This is a genomic window from Streptomyces sp. NPDC031497, from assembly GCF_055580905.1.
On the sequence record NZ_JBVIKO010000006.1, the window covers coordinates 259,723 to 278,071 of the forward strand.

Consider the following 18,349-nt stretch of genomic DNA (forward strand, 5'->3'; position numbering starts at 1 on the left):
GCCCCGGTGCCGTCGGAGAGCGGAACCGGCTCCCGGCGGCGTCCACGCGGCGCGGACCGTCCGGCCGGGACCGTTGCGGAGGTCGCCGACGTCGATGCCCGTACTGGCGAGTCGACGAGCCGGTCGGCCGGACGCGCCACTTCCGCCGCCACGTGGGCGGGGATGCCGCCTGCCACAGGGGCGTGGTGCGTTACCCGGACGGAGGCCGTGAGGTCGGTCGGGCGGGTGCGGAATCGCTCGGGGTCCTCGCGCGTTGTGCGAGTGGGCGCGGGACGCCGGTGATGTGCGAGCCGAACAGCCCGAGTGACCGAGCTACAGAAATTGGAGGGTCCGTAATGGCTGCGCAGACGCAGAGGGCCGTGCTGGCGGGCGGATGCTTCTGGGGGATGCAGGACCTGATCCGCCGGCTCCCGGGCGTGACGGGGACCCGGGTCGGATACACCGGGGGTGACGTGCCGAACGCGACATACCGCAACCACGGCACGCACGCGGAGGCCATAGAGATCCTCTTCGACCCCGAGAAGACCGATTACCGCGCGATCCTGGAGTTCTTCTTCCAGATCCACGACCCGAGCACCAAGAACCGCCAGGGCAACGACATCGGCCTCAGCTACCGCTCCGCGATCTACTACGTGGACGACGAGCAGAAGCGGATCGCCGAGGACACCATCGCGGACGTGGACGCCTCCGGACTCTGGCCCGGCAAGGTCGTCACCGAGGTGGAGCCGGTCGGCCCCTTCTGGGAGGCCGAGCCCGAGCACCAGGATTACCTGGAGCGCTACCCGGACGGCTACACCTGCCACTTCCCGCGCCCGGGCTGGCGACTCCCGGCCCGCGCGGAGGGCTGACCAAGAGACGGCACGCCGCCCTTCGGGGCGAAGGCGCCTGGCCCAGGCAGGTCGCTTCGAGGCGGAGGTGCGCGGCTCAGGCACGTCGCTTCGGGGCGGAGGTGCGCGGCTCAGGCACGTCGCTTCGGGGCGGAGGTGCGCGGCTAAAGCAGGTCGGTTCGGGGCGGAGGTGCCCGGCCCAGCGTGGCCGCTAGGCCGGATGCCGTGTCCGGGATGCGTGACGGGGCCATCCCGCCACAGGATCCTGGTCATGCGGACATCTACTGTCATACGGTCCTGTCCTCCGCCGGCGCGGCGCGGCGGCGCGCGTCACGCCATATCCGCGGCTCTTGCCTGCGGTGTCCTGCTGGCCGGCACCGCGGCGTGCGCCGGAGCCGACGAGCACAGCAGCCGAGTCGGTGCCCCGGGCGTCAACAACCCGGCTGCGCCCGGCTCCCCCGGCCCGGAAGCGGGCCCACGCGTTCCGGGTGTCGGAAGCCGTATGTGGCAGCGCGTACCGGCCGACGCCCGCCAGGCCGTGGTCGTCTACGGCGACGGCCCGGACTCCGCCGAGAGCACCGTCGTGCTCTACGAGAGGCAGGGCACCGCCTGGAAGAGCAAGGGCAGTTGGCCCGCGCACAACGGCAGGCTGGGCTGGACGACCGACCATCGCATGGACGACGAGCGCAGTCCCGTCGGCGCGTTCTCCCTGACGGACGCGGGAGGGTCTCTCGAGGACCCGGGCAGCCGCTTGCGCTACTGGTACGACGACAACGCCTTCGCGTCCATGATCGAGGACGGCGAAGACCACGCCCATGACTTCGACTACGTCATCGCCATCGACTACAACCGGCTCAGGGGTGCCCCGCCGTTCGACTGGAACCGTCCCCAGGGAGTGGAGAGGGGCGGCGGCATATGGCTGCACCTGGACCACGGCGACGGCACGTCTGCCTGTGTCACCGTCCCCGAGTCCGGCATGAAGACCCTGCTGCACACCCTCGATCCCCGCCTTCACCCCGTCGTGGTGATGGGGGACCGGGAGCGGCTGAGAGCCTGACGACCGGCCTGCACCCCGGGTCCGCGTGAGCCGTCCGGCGTCATCGCCGGGCCCCGCCCGGGCCCCAGGGACGCAGGCCCACCGGCACCCGGTGACCGTCTTCGCGTCGTCCGGCGAAGATCCACGTCGGCGGCAGTCCGCGAGGGCCGTTTCCCTGGGGCGTGGAAGCGGGGCCGCATGACGTGGGTCATCAAGCCGCGTTGACAGACCCTTGCCCGTCGCCGTCGCCGTCGCCGTCGCCGTCGCCGTCGCCGTCGACGAGGACCGGAGGCGTGCGGACGGGCCCTGCCATGCTGCCCGGTAGCTGCCTCCGACCGTGCGTTAGCCTCTCGATCCATGTCTGACCTGCCGGATCACACCAGTGCGACCATCGACGCGATAGTCGATCACGTCGGCCGCTCGACGATTCCCTTCCAGCGAGCTCACCGGGAGGAACAACACGCGACGGCCTTCTGGTTCAACGAACTCGTGGAGACGACCTCCGAAGGCGAGGTCATCCGGCAGTACCTCGTGACCGCGAGTGAGCCGGCACGAGTCGAGTTGGCCGAGTTCACCCTGCGCCCTGCACTGTGCGCACCCGTGATGAGTGCCGAGAAGCTGATGATGCTCGATTTCGCCGAGGGGTGGACTCATCTCGGCGACCTGGGGGTGGCGGTCATGCCCTCCACCGGGCTGCACGCGCACGGCGCCCGCAAGGGCTGGCACTGGACGACCGACGAGATCACCGACGGCATCGCGGCCACCGAGCAGGACATCGCCGGCCTCGGTGAGTCGCCGGTCCCGGCCTATCTGCTGGGACACGTCAACGACGGGGACGGTTCCCGGGAGCAGGCTGTCGTGATCGGCCGGATCACCCGCTCAGGCGACGGCGGCATCCGGTGGATCGGAGACCTGCCACAAGGGTGCGCGGGCGCACCGGTGTTCATGGGCGCGCCCCTCGGCGAGGACAGTTTCAAGCTGGTCTGCGTCGGAGTAGCACTCCCCGCCGACGACCATCACACCATTGCCCCCTTCGACCGTATCCGCGCCGCTTTGAGGTCCTTCTCGCCGGGCGGCACGTCAGCCCCTGATGGGGCCGGAACCGGTCCACGGACAGCCGGGCAGAAGCAGCGCTGGTGGCGGCGACGCGGCTGACGCCGCACAGCACGCCGGGCCACGACCAGCCTGAACACCGACGGAGGGAAAGGGTTGTGAACACGGCTTGATCTGGGTCGTCAAGCAGCGTTCACAGCCGACAAGAACCTGTGCCTACGCGCTGGACCGGGGTCGCCTTCGGGGCCGGCCTTTCGAGGCGAGGATCATGGTCCCGTGATGAAGTGGACGAAGGAGACGCCCCCGGAAGGGCGGTCCGAGCATGAGCCCGAACTCTCGCCGTACCAGAGGGCGATGCGGAACCGGCTTCTCGCGGCCCCGGTGATGCCCGCACCCGAACCCTGGCGGCCCGTCTTCGAGTACGAGTACGGCGTCCCCGTCGGCGGACTGCTCGGGATCGGCTTCGCGACGGACCCCGACACCAGCCGCGATCTGGTGATGGTCGTCTCCTCCGGCGGGCACGGTCTCTTCGACGCCGTGACCGGCGAGAAGATCGCAAGGGACCGCGACCCCGCTCCCGAGGACAGCACCCCCGACGCCGTCGCCGACCTGTCCTGCCCGGGGCTGGGACCGATCACCGGAAGCCGCGTACGCATCGCCGGGCTCTTCGGCGGCGGCCTGCACACCACCACCGAAGACGGCTGGACCCTGGAAGTCGTCACCCCGGCCTGGCCGAACGAACGGGTTCTGCTGTCCGGCGACGGCGGGCTCCCCCACGCGGGTCCGCACGGAGAGGAGTGGTGGCACATCTTCCACTCGCACTACTCCACATTCCGTGCAGCCGGCTTTTCCCCCTCCGGCCGAACGATCGCCGTAGCGACGAGCAGCGACCTCTCCCTGTGGACCCGCGGTACGGACGACCGTCATACCGGCGGCTGAGACATGCCCGAGTCGGGGTGGAAGAGCAGAAGGAGGCGGAGTTGAGCGTCACAGGTGTGTGGATCGTCGGCGCGGTCCCCGAACAGGAGGTACGGAACGTGCTGAGCGCTTCGGTTCAGAACTCGGGGCAGGCACCGGTGCACTGTGACGTGTCCGGGGAGCTGGCGTGGTGGCGAAGCAAGGCGCAGGCGTCCATGTTCACTCCGTCGACGAGCTCTCCCGGCGATGGAAGCGCCCACGAGGACGCCCTCCGGCTGAGCGCGTTCTTCGACGCCTGCAACGTCAGCTGAAGCGCGCGCCCACTCGGCTGCAGTGGGACCCCGAGCGGGACCTGCGCTCGTGACTGGGGCTCCGCGACCCGGCTGCTGCCCCAGGAACGCCCTTGTCCCGCTGACGACGCGTCGCTCGCCCACCTCCTGGCGTGACGGGCCGGCCCACCGGACGGTGAACCACGGCCGATCGGCCCCGTCCGCCAGGGGCAACGCCGATCGGGCCGGAGATGGCGGTACCGCCGAGCCGGCGCTGCCATGTGGCCCGTCGGCCCGGTACGCGGATGGAGGGCAGCCCGGAGCGGAGGACCACCGCTGCTGACGTGGGGCGGGCGTGGAGTCCGTGTCAGAGCCGGCGGTACTTGTCGATGTCCTCCGCGAACTCCCGGATGGCCTGTGCGGTGAGCGTCGGCCGCGTGTCGGTGATGGCGGTCATGTAGTCCTCGGTCGTGGCCGGTCGGCCTTGACGATGGGTGACTTCGCGCTCGAATGCCGCCTGTGCGCCCTTGCGGGCGGCGAATTCGATGTCGGCCGGGGTGAACAGCTCGCTCGCCCGGACGAGTTGGGCGACATCCACCGAGTCGGCGGAGGCCCTGAGATAACGGCTCCAGATCGCCGCGCGGGCGGTTGCGTCCGGCGGGCCGATGGGGATGACGTAGTCGAAGCGGCCCGGCCGCAGGAACGCCGCGTCGAGAGAGCGAACCGAGTTGGTGGCACAGGCCAGCAGCCGCGCGTCGTGCTCGCGGAAGATGGGGATGAGCTTGAGCAGCTCGTTCGTCACGCCGTGCCCGGGATCGACCGCCTTTCCGGAGCGCGCACCGGCGATCTCCTCGACCTCGTCGATGAAGAGGAGGACCGAGTCCAGTTCCGCCAGGTCCGCGAAGACCTCCCGCAGTGCCACGGCCAGACCCTCGCTCGTGTCGGCCGCGAGACGTGAGGGGAAGAGTTCCACGAACGGCCAGCCGAGCCGTGAGGCGACCGCTTTGGCGAAACTGGTCTTTCCGGTACCCGGCGGGCCGAACAGGATGATCGCCTTGGGCGGGACGACGCCGTAACGGTCCGCCAGCGCCGGTTCGGTCAGCGGGAGCACGACCCGGCGTTCGACGACCTGTTTCTCCTGCTCCATGCCGGCCATGGCGTTCCAGAGACCCTCGGGCAGCATGCGCCCGCCCAGCGCTGCCAGGACCTCCGCGTTGGCGGTCTCGACTGGTTCGAGTTTCTCGTAGAAGGTGAGCCCGTCGCGGGATCGGTAACCGGAGTTCTCCAGAGCCTTCGTCCCTGCCGCGTCGGCGGGCAGCAGCGCGCTGATGTGGCGCACGCCCAGTGCCCGCAGGCGCCGCTCGAGATCGGAGAGCAGGGCGCTCCCGATCCCGCGTTCGCGCCAGCGGGAGGCGAGCGCCACCAGGAGGATCCACCCCCGCTTTTCGTACGCCTGTGCTACGGCCATGCCGACCAGTTCATCGCCGACGACGGCGACGACCGCCGGCTGCCCGGCCTTGGCCGCCGTCATGACCTCGGAAACCGCGAACACCTGGTCCTCGTCGGCCCGGCGGCTCTGATCCCAGATGTCGATGGCCTGGTCAAGATCGTCTTCGTGATATTCGCGCAGGTGCCAAGCAGGCATCACCATCACCTCACACGGCGCGGGGGTCCCATTGTTCTCTCCGCAGCGCCGCGTGACGAACCCAGGCGGGCCCCAGGCAGACCGTGGGATCCCCAGGGGCGGGCATGGGTGTGACAGGAACGAGGGCCGGGAAGAGCGCTGTCGCTGTCGCCTGACCTCGCCCGGCGATCGGCCGGGCTTCCCGAGGGGCCCGACGCCCGCGGTGCGTCCTCCGGACGGCAGCCGGAACGGCACCCTCCCTCGCCGCGCCGGTCCGCCGCCCTCGTCGTGAGCGACGCGATTCCCGGTGGCGAGACGGCCTACCTGTCCCCACCCACCGGAGCGGGCGCGACACCGCTCGGGCAGGACACCCCGGTCCCGCCGAGTCCGCAGTACCCGCCCGGGTTCCTGTCGAGGTACTGCTGGTGCCATGGACTCCTGAGCAAGGTCTGCTCCTTGACGAGAATTCGTGGAACGGGCTCCGGCCGGAGTTCCGCGACGCCCCGCTTCGCCCACCCGCAGCAGATGCGCGGTTCGGATGACCCATGCGCGTATCCGGGCGTCTTCCAGGCGTGCCGCGAAGGGGAGACATCCGCTGCGGGGTATGCCGTTGCGAGCAAGGTGGCCTTGGGATACGCGAGGAGATCAGCCATGTACGCAGTGGTTCGGCGGTACGAAGGGGTGACGGATCCTGCCGAGGCGGGACGCCGGGTGGACGAGGGATTCGTCCCCCTCCTCCGTCAGGTCCCCGGCTTCGTGGCCTACTACTGGATTGACGCCGGGGGTGGAGTGATGGTCTCTACCAGCATCTATGAAGACCAGGCCGGGGCCGACGAGTCGGTCAGGAGGGCAGCGGACTTCGTACGGGACAGCCTCGCGTCGCTGCTTCCCCACCCTCCTCAGGTCACGGCCGGCCAGGTCGTGGCAGCTGGGTAGCGAACCCTGCTAGTGGGGCTGGATCCCACGTATCCCCGCGCTGGTAGGTCACGTACGACTGGTAGGTGCCGTCCAGGCAGTAGGCGCCCGACGGCGCTGGATGTCGTTGAGCAACGCCGGAAGGTTGAGTGGCGCAGGTGCGTCACTCGAATGGGGGTTCGTCACGCCTCGGTGACCTTCGCGACGCCGACCGGGCAGGACACCCCGGTCCCGCCCAACCCGCAGTACCCGCCCGGGTTCTTGTCGAGGTACTGCTGGTGATATGCCTCGGCCGGGTAGAAGGGGCGGCCTTCGGCGGGGAGGATCTCTGTGGTGATCGTGCGGTAGCCGGAGCGGGTGAGGACCTTCTGGTAGGCCTCGCGGCTCGCCTCGGCCGTCGCCGCCTGCTCGGGCGTGTGGGGGTAGATCGCCGAGCGGTACTGCGTGCCGACGTCGTTGCCCTGGCGGAAGCCCTGCGTGGGGTCGTGGGACTCCCAGAAGGTCTTCAGCAGGCGGTCGTACGAGATCAGCTCCGGGTCGTAGACCACACGCACCGCCTCGGTGTGGCCGGTGAGGCCCGAGCAGACCTCCTCGTACACGGGGTTCTCGGTGTGGCCGCCCTGATAGCCGACGAGCGTGGTCCACACGCCCGCCGGGAGCTGCCAGAACCTGCGCTCGGCGCCCCAGAAGCAGCCGAGCCCGAAGTCGGCGACCTCCAAGCCTTCGGGGTAGGGGCCGAGGAGAGGGTTGCCCAGGACGGTGTGGCGGTCGGGGACCAGGAACTCGGGCGTGGGCCGGCCCTTGAGCGCCTGTTCGGCGGTGGGCAGCTGCGGAGTGCGGCCGAAGAACATGGGATCTCCCTGTGGTCTGGGGGACGGGGCCGTCGGTCCCGGGGGTCCGGGCGGTCCCGGCGGTTCCGTCCGTCCCGTCGGTCCGGGGCCGTATTGTCCACGCGTCCGCCCCGCGACGGCACCCCTCACAACATGCCGGGGTGCCGTCCGGATTCCGCTCACGCCGGCGTCGCGGCCGCCTCCGCCACCAGCTTCGCCGTCGTGTTCCGGACCCGGCAGTAGTACGCCGCCGGGTCGCCCCGATAGCGCCACGGCAACGCGTTCACATATCCGTCGACCAGCCTGAACTGCTCAAGCGCCGCCTCGTCCCGGTCCTGGAGGTGGAGGTAGAAGGCGAGGAGATGGCGCAGCTCCGGCAGGCGCGGGTGCGCCGGGTCGGCCGCCGCCGCGTCGGCGAGGCCCGCGTCCACCCTCGCCACCATCTCCGGGGTGTTGTCGGCCGCGGTGTCCTCGGACTCGTCGTGCTCGAAGTGGGCTATCAGCGGCAGGGCCGTCAGCAGGCTGCCCAACGGTGCCCCGGCCGCCGCCCGCTCGGCGAAGCCGGCGGCCAGCCGCTGCGAGCCACGCCACTTCGCGCACCAGAACTGCAGCGCCGAGAAGTGCGCCTCGAAGTGGTACGGCGCCCGCGCGGTGATCTCCGTCCATAGCTTGTCCATCTCGGAGTGCGGGTAGCCCAGGCCGAGCGCGACCCATATCTCGGTGATGTACGGCGTCGGGTCGTCGGGGTTGAGGGCAGCGGCGCGCGCGATCTCCTCACGAGCCGACCGCAGCGTGCGGTGGAACGCCTCGAACTGTTCCTCCGTCGTGTGCCGCGCCCGCTTCGCACCCCGCAACTCCCAGGCGAGGATCACCGTGCTGCGCGCCCGCACCACCGCCGCGTCCGGGTCCTCGGGGCGCTCCTTCTCCCAGGCCAGCAGCCAGTCGTCGGCCTCGGCGGCGCGCTCGGCCAGCAGGTAGGCGACGGCCGACCGGCGGTCCCAGTCCCGGCCGATGGCCTCCAGCAGGGCGGCGGCGGCCCGCCAGTCACCACCGGGCACCGCCGTCAGCGCCGCCGCCCACTCGGCGGGCAGCGGCCCGGAGAGCTCCGTGTTCTGCCGCTCGGCGGGCAGCAGGCCGGCCTTCTCGGCGGCCTGGGCGGCCAGGCCCTCCTCGCTGTCGGACCCGGTATCGGACCCGGAATCGGACGGGCTCGGGGAGAAGAACTCCTTGAGGAACACTCCGGCCAGCCACAGCACGAAGAGCAGCGTCGGGACGGCGAGGATGCCCAGGATCCACAGCAGAACGGTCATGGCAGGTCGCTTTCGGGGTCAGGCCGGCTGGGGAGCCGGGGGGAGCAGGGCACGCAGCGGGGCGGTGTCGGGGTGGTCGGCCAGCGCGGCGTCCACGGCGGCGGCCAGCGCGGCGTCCGTGCCCGCCTCCCCGTCGAGGTCGGACGCCGAACCGGGCAGCCGCACCGACGCAGGCCGCGACCAGGAGAACTCCCAGTGCAGCAGCGACCTCGCGCTGAACTCCGCCAGCACCATGCTCTGCAACGAGTCCCGCAGCACCGGCCGTACGAACTCCCGGAACGCCCGGCCCTTCGCGGCTGCCGCCTGCTCGGACAGCGGCAGCCGCTGGGCCAGCTGCCACAGCTGACCGTCGTCGATCACCGTGAGCAGCGCGGGCAGCGTCGGCCGGTCCTTGGTGTAGAAGGCGAGCGCCCGGTGCAGCGGGGTGTCGAGCGAGGCCAGCCCCGCGGCCATCGAGGAGCCCAGCAGCTGTTCCCACTCCCCGGCGCGCTCGAACTGCCGTACCTCGTCGGTCAGTACCGCGTCCTCCAGCGCGGCCAGGGTCCGGGCCGGGTCGGCGAGCAGCGCGAGCGCCGGGCCGCCGTCCTCGCCGCCGCGCCCGTCGGCGGGCAGCTCCTCGATCCGCAGCACCCGGTCGGCGATCGGCGGATGCGAGTCGTACGGAGACGCCGGCTCCGTCGGCAGCTTCTCCCGCAGCCTCGTCAGTTCCGCCTCGCGCGCCGTCAGCATCCGGCCGAAGCCGCCGAAGAACTGGCCGTGCGGCGGCAGTCGGCGGGCCGTGACGCCGAGCGTGGCGTACGACTCCAGGTAGAAGTCGTGCGCCGCGGCCAGGACCGGGATCTCGCGCAGCGCCGATGCGGTCGCGTCCCGGCCGGCGATCCGCGCGGCGGCCAGGTCGGCGGCGTACTCCTGCGCGCGGGCCGTCGACAACGTGGCCCGCATGTAGAGCTTCGCGTACGCCGTGTAGATCGCCGCCATCAGCCGGTAGGTGACCCCGGCGCCGGCGGTGTCGATCTCCTTGGCCTTCTTGCCCTTCGCGGTCCGTTCGGCGGCGGCCCGCTGCTGCCGGGCGCGCTCGGCGGCCTCCTTGCCGTCGGCCTTCGCGTGGAAGTGCCCGACGGTCCGCCCGATCTGTACCCGGCCGCGTACCACGAGGGCCGACAGCCGGGTGTCGCCGCCGGTGAAGTGGCCGTACTCATGGGCGAGTACGGCCTTGAGCTGGGCCTCGGTCAGCCCGGTCAGCAGCGGTAGGCCCAGGTAGAGGCTGCGCGGTCCGGGGCGCAGGCCGAGCAGCCGGGGGTCCTCGCTGACCGCCGCGTTGACGTCACCGGTGAGTACGAGGGTGTCCGGCGCGCGCGTGCCCGTCGCCGCCGCGAGCTCCCTCACCAGTGCCCACAGCCGGGGTTCGGCGGCCTCCGTGACCGTGAGGCCGACCGGGCCGTCCCCCTTGGGCGTGCGGAGCATGAACATGCCGCGGACGACCGGGATCGCCAGCACCACCGAGACCAGCACGATCTTTCCGGCGACGGGCCCGTGCGCCCAGGTGACCGCGGCCACGTCGAGCGCGGCCAGCGCCGCCAGCAGAACGAGGCCCAGCAGATAGAAACCGCAGAGCAGGACAAGGGCGCGCAGCGCCCGCAGAGTTGCGCCCATCGGGCAGATCCCCCCACAGGACCCCAGAAAAGGGAACCGACAACGACATGAAAAACGAACGGGACCGCACAGAAGCGGACGGAACTGGCTAGCTGCTTCGTGCGGGTGGTGCGGGCGTGGGGGGATGCCGGAGTATGCCGTACCGCAGGTCAGGACGGCAATTCAAGCGCCCCGGAAGGGGCGGTGAGCCCCGTCCGGCTGCGGCTCGCCGCCTGGGCACCCCCAGCCCGCACTCGCCCACAGCCGGAAACACGACGTGTCTCTCGGCCGGTGCCCTCAGCTGAGCAGGGACGCCGGGCTGCCGCCGTTCGCCTCGTAGCCCGCCACCGCCAGCGCGCGGTAGAGGGCGAACTCGGCGGCCGGGTTCGCGGACAGCGTCCACGGCAGAGCCCCCACATGCCCGTCGACGCGTATCAGCTCACCCATGGCCTCCGCCCAGCGCTCGGAGCGGACCAGGAAGAAGACCAGCAGGTGCCGGACGTGCGCGAGCATCGGGTCGTCCTGGCGGGCCGAGTGCACCGCGTGCAGGGCGCCGTGGACCGCCTTGGTGACGACCTCGCTCTGGTAGAAGCTCGCCACCAGGTTCACCTCGGGGAGGTGCTCGAAGACCGCGAACAGCGGCATCGCGGCCAGCAGCGAGCCCTGCGGGGCGCGTGCGGCGGCGGCCTCGGCGAAGGAGTACGCCAGCTCGCGCGAGCCGTGCCACTTCTCGCACCAGTAGTGCAGGGCCGCGAGATGCGCCCCCATGTGCGTGGGCGCCCGGTCCAGGATCTTCAGCCACAGCTTCTCGAACTCCGGCTGCGAGTAGTTCAGCCCGCGCGCCACCGACAGCTCGACGATGTACGGCACCGGGTCCCCCGGGGACAGCAGCGCCGCCTGTCCGCAGGCGTCCCTGGCCTCCTCCATGATGATCCGGAAGTCGTCCGTGCCCGGCGTCGACGTCCGCCACGCCTGCTGGACCAGGAACTCGGCGTGCACGGCCGCGCCGCCCGCGTCCTTGGGCTGCTCGGCGCGCCACACCCGCAGCCACTGCCCGCCCGGCGTCTCGCTGACCCCGCCCGGCCGCTGCTGGAGCTCCAGCGCCGCCGCGCCGGCGAAGGCCTGCACACGCTGCCAGCGCGTCTCGCCCGTGATCTCCGTGCCCGCGAGCAGCTGCGAGGCCGCGCGGTAGTCCTGGGTGCGCTGCACGACGTCGAGGACGTCGAGCAGGTCCTCGTCGGGACCGGGCATCCGGATGTCCAGGTCCTCCTCGCGCACGAAGCCGTAGTCCGCCGGGTCGGCGGCGTCCGGGTGGCCCGGGTGCACCTGCTCGATCATGCCGCGCCGCCGCCGCAGGACGGGGAGCAGCACGAAGCTCAGCAGGAGCAGCGCCATCAGGGCCCAGAGAATCGCCATGCGTCAAGCGAACCAGACGGCGCCGACAATTGGCCAACCGGTGGTCGCGGCCTGTGGACAACTCGGGGCCGGAGCGCGGCTGCGGGCCGGTGGGGGCCTGTCGCGCCCATGCGACGGAGCCACACACCGGCCCCGCGCCCATGCGGCGGAGCCACACACCGGCCCCGCGCCCCTTGGGGCGCGTGGGCGGGCACGTGAGCACTAGGCTCATGACCCATGAGCGACAGGCACATCAGTCAGCACTTCGAGACGCTCGCCATCCACGCGGGCAACACGGCGGACCCCCTCACCGGTGCGGTCGTACCGCCGATCTACCAGGTCTCGACCTACAAGCAGGACGGCGTCGGAGGCCTGCGCGGCGGCTACGAGTACAGCCGTAGCGCCAACCCGACCAGGACCGCCCTGGAAGAGAACCTCGCCGCGCTGGAGGGCGGGCGCCGCGGGCTCGCGTTCGCGTCCGGGCTGGCGGCCGAGGACGCCCTGCTGCGCACCCTGCTCAGCCCCGGCGACCACGTGGTCATCCCGAACGACGCCTACGGCGGCACGTTCCGGCTGTTCGCGAAGGTCGTCTCCCGGTGGGGAGTGGAGTGGTCCGTCGCCGACACCAGCGACCCGTCGGCCGTGCGTGCCGCGATCACCCCGAAGACCAAGGCGGTCTGGGTGGAGACCCCCTCCAACCCGCTGCTCGGCATCACCGACATCGCGGCCCTCGCGCAGGTCGCCCACGAGGCGGGCGCCCGGCTCGTCGTCGACAACACCTTCGCCACGCCGTACCTCCAGCAGCCGCTCTCGCTCGGCGCGGACGTCGTCGTGCACTCGCTGACGAAGTACATGGGCGGTCACTCGGACGTGGTCGGCGGCGCGCTGATCGTGTCGGACCAGGCCCTGGGCGAGGAGCTCGCGTACCACCAGAACGCGATGGGCGCGGTCGCCGGGCCGTTCGACTCGTGGCTGGTGCTGCGCGGCACCAAGACGCTCGCGGTGCGCATGGACCGGCACAGCGAGAACGCCACCAGGGTCGCCGACATGCTGAGCCGTCACGCGCGCGTCACGCGGGTCCTCTACCCGGGCCTGCCCGAGCACCCCGGGCACGAGACCGCCGCCAAGCAGATGAAGGCCTTCGGCGGCATGGTCTCCTTCCAGGTCACGGGCGGCGAGGAGGCCGCGGTGGAGGTCTGCAACCGCGCCAAGGTGTTCACTCTCGGCGAGTCCCTGGGCGGTGTCGAGTCGCTGATCGAGCACCCGGGCCGGATGACCCACGCCTCGGCGGCCGGTTCCGCGCTGGAGGTGCCCGCCGACCTGGTGCGCCTGTCCGTGGGCATCGAGAACGTCGACGACCTGCTGGAGGACCTCCAGCAGGCGCTCGGTTAGGTCCGGCTCACCAGCCGACGATGGGCGGGGTCGTCGTGGACGGCGGCTGCGCCCATGGCCGGACCAGTGCCGCCCAGACGGTGAAGGCCACCGCCGCGGCGCACAGCAGCAGCCACAGCAGGCGGCGGGCCGCGCGTCTGCGGCGCAGCAGGCGGCCGCCCCGGCGCAGCACGTCGCCGTAGAGGTCGGGCGGTACCCGTGGCAGCCCCTGCTCCATGAGCCGCCGGGCGGCGGCCTCGCCTTCGGTGCGGTTCACGACGGTGCCACCTTCGCCCCCATCACCGTGGGCGACGCCTTCGGCGCCGGGTGCAGCAGGGTGGTGGTCGCCCGGTCGCAGATGATGCGCACACGCTCCGGGGACAGGCCGAGCAGCGCCGCGGTCTGCTCCTCGGCGACCCCCTCGTACAGCCGCAGCACCAGGATCAGGCGTTCCTGGGGGGTCAGGACGGCGAGGACGCTGTGCGGGTGCGGGCGGGTGCGGCTCAGCGGGCCGCCGTACTGGTGCCAGGCGGAGTTCGCGAAGCGCAGGGCGAGGTGCTGGCGGGCGCGGTCGTACGGGTCCTCGCCGCGCAACCGGCCCCAGCACGCGTACGTGTGCGCGAGCGCGAGGGTCAGCAGGCGCCGCGCGCGCGGGTTGGCGTCCGGGACCTCGGCGGTCAGCAAGGTCGCGGCATGCAGCAGCCGGCCTGCCGCGCCCGCGACGAACGCCTCGAACTCCCGGGCCCGGCGGGCGTCTTGGAACGCCTGCCGATCGCGCACCGTGCCTCCCCGTCTGCGGGGCCCCACCGCGTCCGGACCCGGACGCGGATACGACGGGGCCCGGTCTCATATGAGGCCAGGGGTGCCCCCACGGTCAAGAGCCGGGCGGCACGCACGCGTGCCGGATGTTCCACGGGCCGGTGTCGGCCGGGCGTTCAGCACGCCGGAGGGTGCCGACCGGAGGCTCGGGAACGCCGGTGGTGGCGACCGGAGGCACAGGACGGCGGTGCGGGCCGGCCGGCAGTCAATGGACGCCGGCGGGTGCCGGTCGTCAGTTCACGGACATCGGTGGATGCCGACCGGGGGCAGGACGCCGGTGTGTGCCGACCGGGGTCAGGACGTCGGTGATGTGTCCGAGCCCGGCTGGACGGTCATCCGCGCGGACAGGGCGCTGTTGAATCGCGTGAGCAGCGCGCAGAACGTCTCACGCTCCTCCGGCTCCCAGTCCTGGGTCAGCTCCGCCATCAACTGCCGCCGCGACGAACGCACTTCGTCCAGCCGTGACAGCCCGCGCGGGGACAGCTGGAGCACCACGGCCCGCCCGTCCTCGGGGTGCGAGGTGCGCTTGACGAGACCGGTGTCGACCAGCGGAGCCACCTGCCGGGTGACCGTCGAGGAGTCGATCCCCATGCTCGCGGCGAGCGCCTTGACCCCCATGGGACCTTCCTTGTCGAGGCGGTTGAGCAGCAGATACGCGGCGCGGTCCATGGAGTTGCGCACCTGCCCGACGCCGCCGAGCCGGGTCTGTTCGGCACGGCGGGCGAACACCGCCACCTCGTGCTGCAGCGTGTCGAGGAGACCGGTGTCACCGAGGGTCGTCATGTCCATCGACATTTCAGGTGTTGTGGGCATGGCCGGGGGCTCACTTCATGAAGAGTGCTGGTGTGGGGGACAGAGTACGCGGACGGGGGGCGAGCCGTACCGGCGCTGCGCAAACCGGTCTCGGAGCTTGGTCACACCCGAGCCTTTGGCCTGTGAACTGCGAGACTTGAGTCATGAGCTACAGCACGGCTGACTCCTTGCGCCCTGTCACCCTCGACGACGTACGCGGCGCTCAGAAGATGCTCACGGGCGTGGCGCGGGTGACCGCGATGGAGGGCAGCAGGCACCTGTCCCAGCTGGCCGGCGCGCCGGTGCACCTCAAGTGCGAGAACCTCCAGCGGACCGGTTCGTTCAAGCTGCGCGGCGCCTATGTGCGGATCGCCGGGCTGCTGCCCGAGGAGCGCGCCGCCGGAGTCGTGGCGGCCAGCGCCGGGAACCACGCCCAGGGCGTGGCCCTGGCCTCGGCGCTGCTCGGTGTGCACGCCACGGTGTTCATGCCCAAGGGCGCCCCGCTGCCCAAGATCAGCGCGACCCGCGAGTACGGCGCGGAGGTACGGCTGCACGGCCAGGTGGTCGACGAGACGCTGGCCGCCGCCCAGGAGTACGCGGCCGAGACCGGCGCGGTGTTCATCCACCCCTTCGACCACCCCGACATCATCGCCGGTCAGGGCACGGTCGGCCTGGAGATCCTGGACCAGTGCCCGGAGGTCGGCACGATCCTCGTCGGTGTCGGCGGCGGCGGGCTCGCGGCCGGGATCGCGGTCGCGGTGAAGGCGATCAGGCCGGACGTGCGGATCGTCGGCGTCCAGGCGGAGGGCGCGGCCGCGTATCCGCCCTCGCTGGCGGCCGGGCGCCCGGTCTCCGTGCGGAACCCGGTGACGATGGCCGACGGCATCAAGGTCGGACGGCCCGGCGACGTGCCGTTCGCGCTGATCGAGGAGTTGGTCGACGAGGTCCGCACGGTCGGCGAGGACCAGCTCTCCGCCGCCCTGCTGCTCTGCCTGGAGCGGGCCAAGCTGGTGGTGGAACCGGCCGGCGCCGCCCCGGTCGCCGCCCTGCTCGCGGAGCCCGGCGCCTTCGCCGGGCCGGTGGTCGCCGTGCTGTCCGGCGGCAACGTCGATCCGGTGCTGATGCAGCGGGTGCTGCGGCACGGCATGTCCGCGCAGGGCCGCTACCTGGCCGTACGGCTGCGGCTGACCGACCGGCCGGGCGCCCTCGCGACGCTCCTCGGGGTGCTGTCGGCGGCCGACGCCAACGTCCTGGACGTGAGCCACGTCAGGACCGACCCCCGGCTCGGATTGTCGGAGGCGGAGGTCGAACTGCACCTGGAGACCAAGGGGCCGGTGCACTGCACCGAGGTCGAGCAGGCGCTGCGCGAGGCCGGTTACACGGTCATCGACTGAGCGGGGCGGCCGCTCCCGGCGGGAAACGGCCAGGTCAGGAACGATTCATTCACTCGTTCGGGAAAATCTGTCGACGAACGCGATACATCGCGTTATGGTGTGTCGCGTGGCCATGCCGCGCCCGCCTGCCGTCGCGCCGGCGAAAACCATAGGCGGATCGAAGCGCGCATCCCTAGCCTTTTTCGAAGAATCCTCGATGACGTGGAGACTCATATGCCAGGCGCCATCTATGCCGAAGGCCTGGTGAAGACCTTCGGTGACGTAAGAGCCTTGGACGGCGTCGACCTCGATGTCCCCGAAGGCACGGTCCTCGGACTGCTCGGGCCGAACGGCGCGGGCAAGACGACGACCGTCCGCTGCCTGACGACCCTGCTCCGCCCCGACAGCGGCAAGGCGGTCGTCGCGGGCCTGGACGTGACCAGGCAACCGGACGCCGTACGCCGCTCCATCGGCCTGTCCGGACAGTTCGCGGCGGTCGACGAATACCTCACCGGCCGCGAGAACCTGCAGATGGTCGGCCGTCTCTACCAGATGCGGGCGAAGCAGGCGAAGGCCCGCGCGGTCGAGCTGCTGGAGCAGTTCAACCTCACCGACGCCGCCGACCGCCCCACCAAGACCTACTCCGGAGGCATGCGCCGCCGCCTCGACCTCGCGGCCGCCCTGGTCGTCTCGCCGCCCGTGATGTTCATGGACGAACCGACGACCGGCCTCGACCCCCGCAACCGCCAGCAGCTGTGGGAGGTCATCAAGCAGCTCGTCTCCGGCGGTACGACGCTGCTGCTCACCACCCAGTACCTGGAGGAGGCCGACCACCTCGCCCATGACATCGCCGTCGTCGACCAGGGCCGGGTCATCGCCCAGGGCACCTCCGACCAGCTCAAGGCCCGCACCGGCGGCGAGCGCGTCGAGGTCGTGGTGCACGAACGCGACCACATACGGACCGCCGCCGAGGTGCTGCACGGCTTCGGCAAGGGCGAGACCACCGTCGAGGAACACACCCGCAAGCTCACCGTCCCCGTGACCGGCGGCGCCAAGCTGCTCGCCGAGGTCATCCGTGAGCTGGACACCCGTGGCATCGAGATCGACGACATCGCGCTGCGCCGCCCCACCCTCGACGACGTCTTCCTGTCCCTGACCGGACACACGGCCGAGGAGAAGACCGAGGACAGCGGCGAACAGGACCAGAAGGACACCGGCAAGGACACCGGCAAGGACAGCCGCAAGGAGACCGTGAAGTGAGTGCCGCCACCGACACCGTGCGGGTAGCCGCTCCCGGCAACGCCGTCAGCCAGTCCTTCCGCGACTCGATGGTGATCGCCAGACGCAACCTGATCCGGATGTCCCGGATCCCCGAGATGCTGATCTTCGGGCTCATCCAGCCCATCATGTTCGTGGTGCTGTTCACCTACGTGTTCGGCGGCTCGATCCAGGTCGGCTCGTCCACCTCCACCCAGGCCTACCGCGAGTTCCTGATGGCCGGCATCTTCGCGCAGACGGTGACCTTCGCCACCGCGGGTGCGGGTGCGGGCATCGCCGACGACATGCACAAGGGCCTCATCGACCGCTTCCGGTCGTTGCCCATGGCGCGCGGTGCGGTGCTGACCGGCCGGACCATCGCCGACCTCGTGCAGACCGCGCTCACCCTGGTCGTGCTGGCGGTCGTCGCCCTGATAGTCGGCTGGCGTACCCACGAGAACCTCGGCAAGGTGCTCGCCGGCTTCGGCCTGCTCCTGCTGCTCGGGTACGCGTTCTCATGGATCGGCGCGCTGATCGGCCTGTCCGTACGCACCCCCGAGGCGGCGACCTCGGGCGGTCTGATCTGGCTGTTCCCGCTGACCTTCATCTCGAACGCGTTCGTGGACGCGAACCACCTCCCGACGTTCCTGCGTCACATCGCGGAGTGGAACCCGTTCAGCGCCACCGTCCAGGCCGCCCGCGAGCTGTTCGGCAACCTGCCGCCGGGCTTCAACGCGTCCGACGCCTGGCCCATGCAGCACCCGGTCTGGGCCTCGCTGATCTGGTCGGTCGTCATCATCCTGGCCTTCCGGACGCTCGCGGTCCGCAAGTACCGCTCGGCCACGGCGTGACACGGACCATGACCGCGTGACGCGGACCACGACAAGGCCCCCGGTGTCCCACGGACGCCGGGGGCAGGTGTCTGTTC

18 protein-coding genes are annotated in these 18,349 nt (G+C 71.3%); 10 read left to right on the plus strand and 8 right to left on the minus strand.

Annotated features, from left to right (window positions below; genetic code table 11):
- Positions 1–335: 335 nt before the first annotated feature.
- From msrA (ACZ5K7_RS15010) to ACZ5K7_RS15030, 5 genes are all read left to right on the plus strand, one after another.
- Positions 336–848, plus strand: coding sequence for a peptide-methionine (S)-S-oxide reductase MsrA (gene msrA, locus ACZ5K7_RS15010; protein ID WP_351692951.1), 513 nt, complete (start codon positions 336–338; stop codon positions 846–848).
- A gap of 481 nt (positions 849–1,329) precedes the next feature.
- Positions 1,330–1,884, plus strand: coding sequence for a hypothetical protein (locus tag ACZ5K7_RS15015; protein WP_468913579.1), 555 nt, complete (start codon positions 1,330–1,332; stop codon positions 1,882–1,884).
- A 336-nt stretch (positions 1,885–2,220) separates the two neighbouring features.
- A complete protein-coding gene (locus tag ACZ5K7_RS15020; RefSeq protein WP_351708383.1) occupies positions 2,221–3,018 on the plus strand; it encodes a hypothetical protein in 798 nt (265 codons plus the stop codon).
- A gap of 177 nt (positions 3,019–3,195) precedes the next feature.
- Positions 3,196–3,855: a hypothetical protein gene (locus tag ACZ5K7_RS15025; RefSeq protein ID WP_468913581.1), complete on the plus strand. Its 660-nt coding sequence runs from the start codon at positions 3,196–3,198 to the stop codon at positions 3,853–3,855.
- A gap of 41 nt (positions 3,856–3,896) precedes the next feature.
- On the plus strand, positions 3,897–4,145 hold the full coding sequence (locus ACZ5K7_RS15030; RefSeq protein ID WP_351708389.1) for a hypothetical protein: 249 nt from the start codon (positions 3,897–3,899) through the stop codon (positions 4,143–4,145).
- A gap of 325 nt (positions 4,146–4,470) precedes the next feature.
- On the opposite strand, the gene ACZ5K7_RS15035 is transcribed toward ACZ5K7_RS15030, so the two are convergent.
- Positions 4,471–5,754 (minus strand): ATP-binding protein, encoded by a 1,284-nt coding sequence (locus ACZ5K7_RS15035; protein ID WP_450972192.1) that lies wholly within the window; start codon positions 5,752–5,754, stop codon positions 4,471–4,473.
- Positions 5,755–6,378: 624 nt separating this feature from the next.
- On the opposite strand from ACZ5K7_RS15035, the gene ACZ5K7_RS15040 reads away from it, so the two are divergent.
- Positions 6,379–6,663, plus strand: coding sequence for a hypothetical protein (locus tag ACZ5K7_RS15040; protein WP_450972191.1), 285 nt, complete (start codon positions 6,379–6,381; stop codon positions 6,661–6,663).
- Between the two features lie 161 nt (positions 6,664–6,824).
- On the opposite strand, the gene msrA (ACZ5K7_RS15045) is transcribed toward ACZ5K7_RS15040, so the two are convergent.
- The 4 genes from msrA (ACZ5K7_RS15045) to ACZ5K7_RS15060 form a co-directional block, all read right to left on the minus strand.
- A complete protein-coding gene (msrA, locus tag ACZ5K7_RS15045) occupies positions 6,825–7,493 on the minus strand; it encodes a peptide-methionine (S)-S-oxide reductase MsrA (RefSeq protein WP_468913584.1) in 669 nt (222 codons plus the stop codon).
- A gap of 158 nt (positions 7,494–7,651) precedes the next feature.
- On the minus strand, positions 7,652–8,782 hold the full coding sequence (locus ACZ5K7_RS15050; RefSeq protein WP_468913586.1) for a hypothetical protein: 1,131 nt from the start codon (positions 8,780–8,782) through the stop codon (positions 7,652–7,654).
- An 18-nt stretch (positions 8,783–8,800) separates the two neighbouring features.
- Positions 8,801–10,435, minus strand: a complete 1,635-nt coding sequence (locus ACZ5K7_RS15055; protein ID WP_468913588.1) for a M48 family metallopeptidase — start codon at positions 10,433–10,435, stop codon at positions 8,801–8,803.
- A gap of 276 nt (positions 10,436–10,711) precedes the next feature.
- Positions 10,712–11,830 carry a hypothetical protein gene (locus tag ACZ5K7_RS15060; protein WP_468913591.1) on the minus strand — a complete coding sequence of 373 codons (1,119 nt, stop codon included), beginning with the start codon at positions 11,828–11,830 and terminating at the stop codon, positions 10,712–10,714.
- A gap of 216 nt (positions 11,831–12,046) precedes the next feature.
- On the opposite strand from ACZ5K7_RS15060, the gene ACZ5K7_RS15065 reads away from it, so the two are divergent.
- The gene (locus ACZ5K7_RS15065; protein ID WP_351708407.1) at positions 12,047–13,201 is read left to right on the plus strand and encodes a cystathionine gamma-synthase; all 1,155 of its coding nucleotides are present in this window, start codon (positions 12,047–12,049) and stop codon (positions 13,199–13,201) included.
- 7 nt (positions 13,202–13,208) lie between these two features.
- Here the strand turns inward: ACZ5K7_RS15065 and ACZ5K7_RS15070 are convergent, their stop codons facing one another.
- The 3 genes from ACZ5K7_RS15070 to ACZ5K7_RS15080 form a co-directional block, all read right to left on the minus strand.
- A complete protein-coding gene (locus tag ACZ5K7_RS15070; protein WP_468913593.1) occupies positions 13,209–13,457 on the minus strand; it encodes a hypothetical protein in 249 nt (82 codons plus the stop codon).
- Positions 13,454–13,960: a sigma factor-like helix-turn-helix DNA-binding protein gene (locus ACZ5K7_RS15075; RefSeq protein WP_468913596.1), complete on the minus strand. Its 507-nt coding sequence runs from the start codon at positions 13,958–13,960 to the stop codon at positions 13,454–13,456. Before ACZ5K7_RS15075 ends, ACZ5K7_RS15070 begins: the two co-directional genes overlap by 4 nt.
- A 333-nt stretch (positions 13,961–14,293) precedes the next feature.
- Complete coding sequence (locus ACZ5K7_RS15080) at positions 14,294–14,788, minus strand: MarR family winged helix-turn-helix transcriptional regulator (RefSeq protein WP_351708758.1); 495 nt, start codon at positions 14,786–14,788, stop codon at positions 14,294–14,296.
- A 167-nt stretch (positions 14,789–14,955) separates the two neighbouring features.
- On the opposite strand from ACZ5K7_RS15080, the gene ilvA reads away from it, so the two are divergent.
- From ilvA to ACZ5K7_RS15095, 3 genes are all read left to right on the plus strand, one after another.
- Positions 14,956–16,185 carry a threonine ammonia-lyase gene (gene ilvA / locus ACZ5K7_RS15085; RefSeq protein WP_468913597.1) on the plus strand — a complete coding sequence of 410 codons (1,230 nt, stop codon included), beginning with the start codon at positions 14,956–14,958 and terminating at the stop codon, positions 16,183–16,185.
- A 213-nt stretch (positions 16,186–16,398) separates the two neighbouring features.
- Positions 16,399–17,424, plus strand: coding sequence for an ATP-binding cassette domain-containing protein (locus tag ACZ5K7_RS15090; protein ID WP_351708415.1), 1,026 nt, complete (start codon positions 16,399–16,401; stop codon positions 17,422–17,424).
- Positions 17,421–18,272: an ABC transporter permease gene (locus ACZ5K7_RS15095; RefSeq protein WP_450972189.1), complete on the plus strand. Its 852-nt coding sequence runs from the start codon at positions 17,421–17,423 to the stop codon at positions 18,270–18,272. Before ACZ5K7_RS15090 ends, ACZ5K7_RS15095 begins: the two co-directional genes overlap by 4 nt.
- Positions 18,273–18,349: the final 77 nt, after the last annotated feature.

Excerpts from the sequence above, each read along its gene's own strand:
- ACZ5K7_RS15020 (WP_351708383.1), top strand. The coding sequence starts at position 2,221 with ATGTCTGACCTGCCGGATCACACCAGTGCGACCATCGACGCGATAGTC.
- ACZ5K7_RS15065 (WP_351708407.1), top strand. The coding sequence starts at position 12,047 with ATGAGCGACAGGCACATCAGTCAGCACTTCGAGACGCTCGCCATCCAC.
- ACZ5K7_RS15080 (WP_351708758.1), bottom strand. The coding sequence starts at position 14,788 with ATGGACATGACGACCCTCGGTGACACCGGTCTCCTCGACACGCTGCAG.
- ACZ5K7_RS15060 (WP_468913591.1), bottom strand. The coding sequence starts at position 11,830 with ATGGCGATTCTCTGGGCCCTGATGGCGCTGCTCCTGCTGAGCTTCGTG.
- ACZ5K7_RS15040 (WP_450972191.1), top strand. The coding sequence starts at position 6,379 with ATGTACGCAGTGGTTCGGCGGTACGAAGGGGTGACGGATCCTGCCGAG.
- ilvA (WP_468913597.1), top strand. The coding sequence starts at position 14,956 with ATGAGCTACAGCACGGCTGACTCCTTGCGCCCTGTCACCCTCGACGAC.
- msrA (WP_351692951.1), top strand. The coding sequence starts at position 336 with ATGGCTGCGCAGACGCAGAGGGCCGTGCTGGCGGGCGGATGCTTCTGG.
- ACZ5K7_RS15025 (WP_468913581.1), top strand. The coding sequence starts at position 3,196 with ATGAAGTGGACGAAGGAGACGCCCCCGGAAGGGCGGTCCGAGCATGAG.
- ACZ5K7_RS15015 (WP_468913579.1), top strand. The coding sequence starts at position 1,330 with ATGTGGCAGCGCGTACCGGCCGACGCCCGCCAGGCCGTGGTCGTCTAC.
- ACZ5K7_RS15035 (WP_450972192.1), bottom strand. The coding sequence starts at position 5,754 with ATGGTGATGCCTGCTTGGCACCTGCGCGAATATCACGAAGACGATCTT.
- msrA (WP_468913584.1), bottom strand. The coding sequence starts at position 7,493 with ATGTTCTTCGGCCGCACTCCGCAGCTGCCCACCGCCGAACAGGCGCTC.
- ACZ5K7_RS15090 (WP_351708415.1), top strand. The coding sequence starts at position 16,399 with ATGCCAGGCGCCATCTATGCCGAAGGCCTGGTGAAGACCTTCGGTGAC.
- ACZ5K7_RS15055 (WP_468913588.1), bottom strand. The coding sequence starts at position 10,435 with ATGGGCGCAACTCTGCGGGCGCTGCGCGCCCTTGTCCTGCTCTGCGGT.
- ACZ5K7_RS15050 (WP_468913586.1), bottom strand. The coding sequence starts at position 8,782 with ATGACCGTTCTGCTGTGGATCCTGGGCATCCTCGCCGTCCCGACGCTG.